Source organism: Pseudomonas sp. 2VD (assembly GCF_005503585.1).
GTDB lineage: Bacteria > Pseudomonadota > Gammaproteobacteria > Pseudomonadales > Pseudomonadaceae > Pseudomonas > Pseudomonas aeruginosa.
In genome coordinates this window covers 1-3,342 of sequence record NZ_SCND01000507.1, presented here as the reverse complement: position 1 = coordinate 3,342, position 3,342 = coordinate 1, and the positions used below count along the sequence as shown (strand labels likewise).

Genomic DNA, 3,342 nt, shown 5'->3' with positions numbered 1-3,342 from the left:
GGTGGGGGTGGGGGGGGGGGGGAGGTGGGGGGAGGGGGGGGGGGTGGGGGGGTGGGGGGGGGGGGGGGGGGAGGGAGGGGTGGGGTGTGGGCGGCCTCCGTCGGGGGGGGTGGGGGTCAGGCGGATGGCGGCACGTAGCCGTCGGCCTTGGCGTAGTCCTCGCCGGAGAGGAACTTGTCCATCTCCTGCTGGAGGAACTTGCGGTCCTCGGCGTTCATCATGTTCAGGCGACGCTCGTTGATCAGCATGGTCTGGTGCTTCTGCCACTCGTCCCAGGCCTTGCGCGACACGTTGTTGTAGATGTCCTCGCCCTTCGCGCCCGGATACGGCGGGCGGTCGAGGCCGGGCAGCTCTTCGTGGTACTTGCGGCACATCACGGTGCGGCTCATGGTCGTTCTCCTGCAGTTGCCGCCGGGCCCGCGGGCCCGGCATTCACGCGGCCGTGCCGCGTCCGAGTTCCTGTTCTGCGCGCTTGAGCAGCTTCTTCACCGGAGCGGCGAGGCCCAGGCGCGGCGGGGTGGCGAGGTTATACCAGAGCCAGTCGCCCTCGGCCACGGCGCGCGGAGCGCCTTCCACCGCCACCAGCCAGGGCTCGATGGCGAGCTGGAAATGACTGAAGGTATGGGTCAGGCCGCTCAGTTCGCGGCGCTCGCCGAGGGCCAGGGAATGGCGCGCGGCGAGCGGTTCGAGGCCGTCGAGGTCGTCCAGTTCAGGGAGGCTCCAGAGCCCGCCCCAGAGTCCGCTGGAAGGCCGCCGGTAGAGCAGTATGGCGCCGTCGCGGTTGGCCAGGATCGGCATCAGCGTGCGCTTCTGCGGCAACGCCTTGCGCGGCTTGGGCTGCGGATAATCGGCTTCGCGGCCGAGCAGGTGCGCGCGGCAGCCGGAGACCAGCGGGCAAAGCAGGCAACTGGGCTTGCTGCGCGTGCAGAGGGTAGCGCCGAGGTCCATCATCGCCTGGGTGTAGTGGTTGACCCGTGCGTGCGGGGTGAAGCGTTCGGCGGCCTCCCACAGCGCCCTGGCCACCTTCGGTTCGCCGGGATAGCCGTCCTGCGCCAGGTAGCGCGCCAGTACGCGCTTGACGTTGCCGTCGAGGATCGGGGCGCGCAGGCCCATCGACAGGCTGGCGATGGCTCCAGCGGTGGAGCGGCCGATGCCGGGCAGTTCGGCGAGTTGCTCGACGTCGCGGGGGAACTCCCCGGCATGCCGCTCGACCACGATCTGCGCGGTCTTGTGCAGGTTGCGCGCACGGCTGTAGTAGCCGAGCCCGGTCCACAGGTGCAGGACTTCGTCCTCGGCCGCCGCGGCCAGTGCCTCGACGTCGGGCAACGCTGCCATGAAACGGTCGAAGTAACCGAGCACGGTGCTGACCTGGGTCTGTTGCAGCATGATTTCCGAGACCCACACCCGGTAGGGGGTGATGCCCTGCTGCCAGGGCAGGTCCTTACGACCGTGACGGTCGTACCAGTCGAGGACCGCGCCGTTGAAGCCTTCAGGTGTCATTTGCGGTTGAACAGCCCTTTGAGTGCGTCTTTCAGCTCCGGACTGACCTTGTCGCCGAGCTTCTCTTCGAGTTTTTCGTTGAGGCGATTGCCGGCCAGTTTCGCGGCGACCTTGCCCAGGCCTTCCTTGTCCAGGCGGCAGGCCTTGGCGCCGAGTTCCAGCGGGCCGCGGCAGAGCAGCGGCCATTCGATGCCGGCGTAGCGCTGGTTGACCTGGCAGGCCGGGTCCGGCATGTCGCTCTTGTCGCCCTGGATCTCCACGCCGATGCGATAGTCCATGCCCAGCACGCGCAGGTCGATATCGCCGTGGCCGCTGACCGCCAGGCCGGGAATGGCGACCTTCAGGTCAGGGTTGCTGGCCACGCCGTTGGTGAAGTTCAGGCTGCCCTTGAGCTCGCGGAAAGGCGTGTCCTTGCCGCCGTGGGTACCGGCAAGGGCCTTGCGGTTGAGGGTAGCGATGCCCTGGCAGAGCTGTTGTTCCAGGTTGGCGTCGAGCAGCACGCCGTTGATCAGGCTGAAGCGTGCGCTGCCGTTGAGATGGTCGATCCAGGACTTCTCGCTGTTGCCGCTGGTGCGGATGTCGGCGTCGAGGTCGAGCAGCCCCTTCACCGGCGGTTTCTTGCCCTGGGCTTCGAGCAAGCGCTCCACCGGCACGTTGGCGATGTGCTTGGTGGCGGTCAACACGGCGCTGTCCTGGCGTACGTCGAGGTTGGCCTTGGCGTTGAAGCGGCCGTTGTACAGCCCGCCGCGCATGTCGTCGAGGCTGATCACGCCGCCCTGGCCACGCAGCTTCAGGCTGGCGTCGTCGATCGGCAGCTTCTCGACGGTCAGCCGACCGAAGTTCAGCGCCACGTCCAGGTCGAGCTTGCGCAGGGTCGCCATGGGCAGCAACGGCGCGTCGCTCCAGGCCTGCCTGGTCGGTTTTTCCGGTAGCGGCGTGTTGCCCTGGGCGGCACTGGCCACGGTGGCGTCGACTTCCGCCTTGCGCGTGGCGCTGGCGGCATCCTGGGCCTGCTTGGCCTTGGCCGGCAGGTAGCGGTCGAGGTCGAGCTTGTCGCCCTTGAGCTGGGCGCGCAGCGATTGCCTGGCGAAATCGGCGATGCCGAAGCGGCCGCTGAAGGCGGTGTCGTCCAGACCCAGCTTGAGGTCTTCGAGATTCAGGCTGTTGCGGCTGCCGGCCAGGCGGGTGTTCAGCTCGAACTTGCCGAGGGTGTTGGCGTCGGCCATGGCCGGCAGGGTCACACCGATGCCGGCGAGGAACTCGCGCAGGTTCATCGGCGCGATCGACAGGCCGCCGCTGAACTTGGCGTCCTTGTCCAGCTCGCGGGCCTTCAGTTCGCCGAGGGCGCGCAACTGGTTGACGCTCAGCTTCAGACCGTTCCACTCGGCGATCTGCGCCGACTGGTCGAGCAGCAACTGGCCCTGGGCGGAGAAGGTGGCGGTCTTGCCTTGCAGCGGCTCGCCCGAGGCCTCGCCGGAGAGCCTGGCGTCTTCCAACTGGTAGCGCCTGAGCGCGGTGTCGAAGCGCAGGTTGCCGGTCAGCTCGGTCTTGACCCGCACCACCGGCTGGTTGGTGCCGAGGTAGGCGTTGAGCTTCAGCGGAATGCTGCTGCCTTCGCGAATGGCGCCGGTACTCAGCTCGATGCCCTCGACGTTGTACTGCTTGCCGCTGGCTTCGTCGGTGTAGGTGACGCGGGCGTTGTTGACGTTGAGGCTGTCGATGTCGAGCTTGATCGGGGTGCGCGGGCTGTCGTTCTGCGGCGCCTGCTCGGGTGCCTGCGCCTGGGCGCCCTTGCCGTCCGCTGCCGGCGGGGTGGCGGAAGGAGCGGACGGGGCCTGGGGC

The 3,342-nt window shown here is 68.3% G+C and carries 3 protein-coding genes; all 3 read right to left on the bottom strand.

The window, feature by feature from the left end; all coding sequences use genetic code 11:
• Positions 1–116: 116 nt before the first annotated feature.
• Positions 117–389 (bottom strand): oxidative damage protection protein, encoded by a 273-nt coding sequence (locus FFS27_RS30690; protein ID WP_003096100.1) that lies wholly within the window; start codon positions 387–389, stop codon positions 117–119.
• A gap of 43 nt (positions 390–432) precedes the next feature.
• Complete coding sequence (mutY, locus tag FFS27_RS30685) at positions 433–1,500, bottom strand: A/G-specific adenine glycosylase (RefSeq protein WP_003110600.1); 1,068 nt, start codon at positions 1,498–1,500, stop codon at positions 433–435.
• A partial coding sequence (locus FFS27_RS30680) for an AsmA family protein (protein ID WP_096760157.1) occupies positions 1,497–3,342 on the bottom strand: 1,846 nt, incomplete at its 5' end. The genes FFS27_RS30680 and mutY, both read right to left, overlap by 4 nt.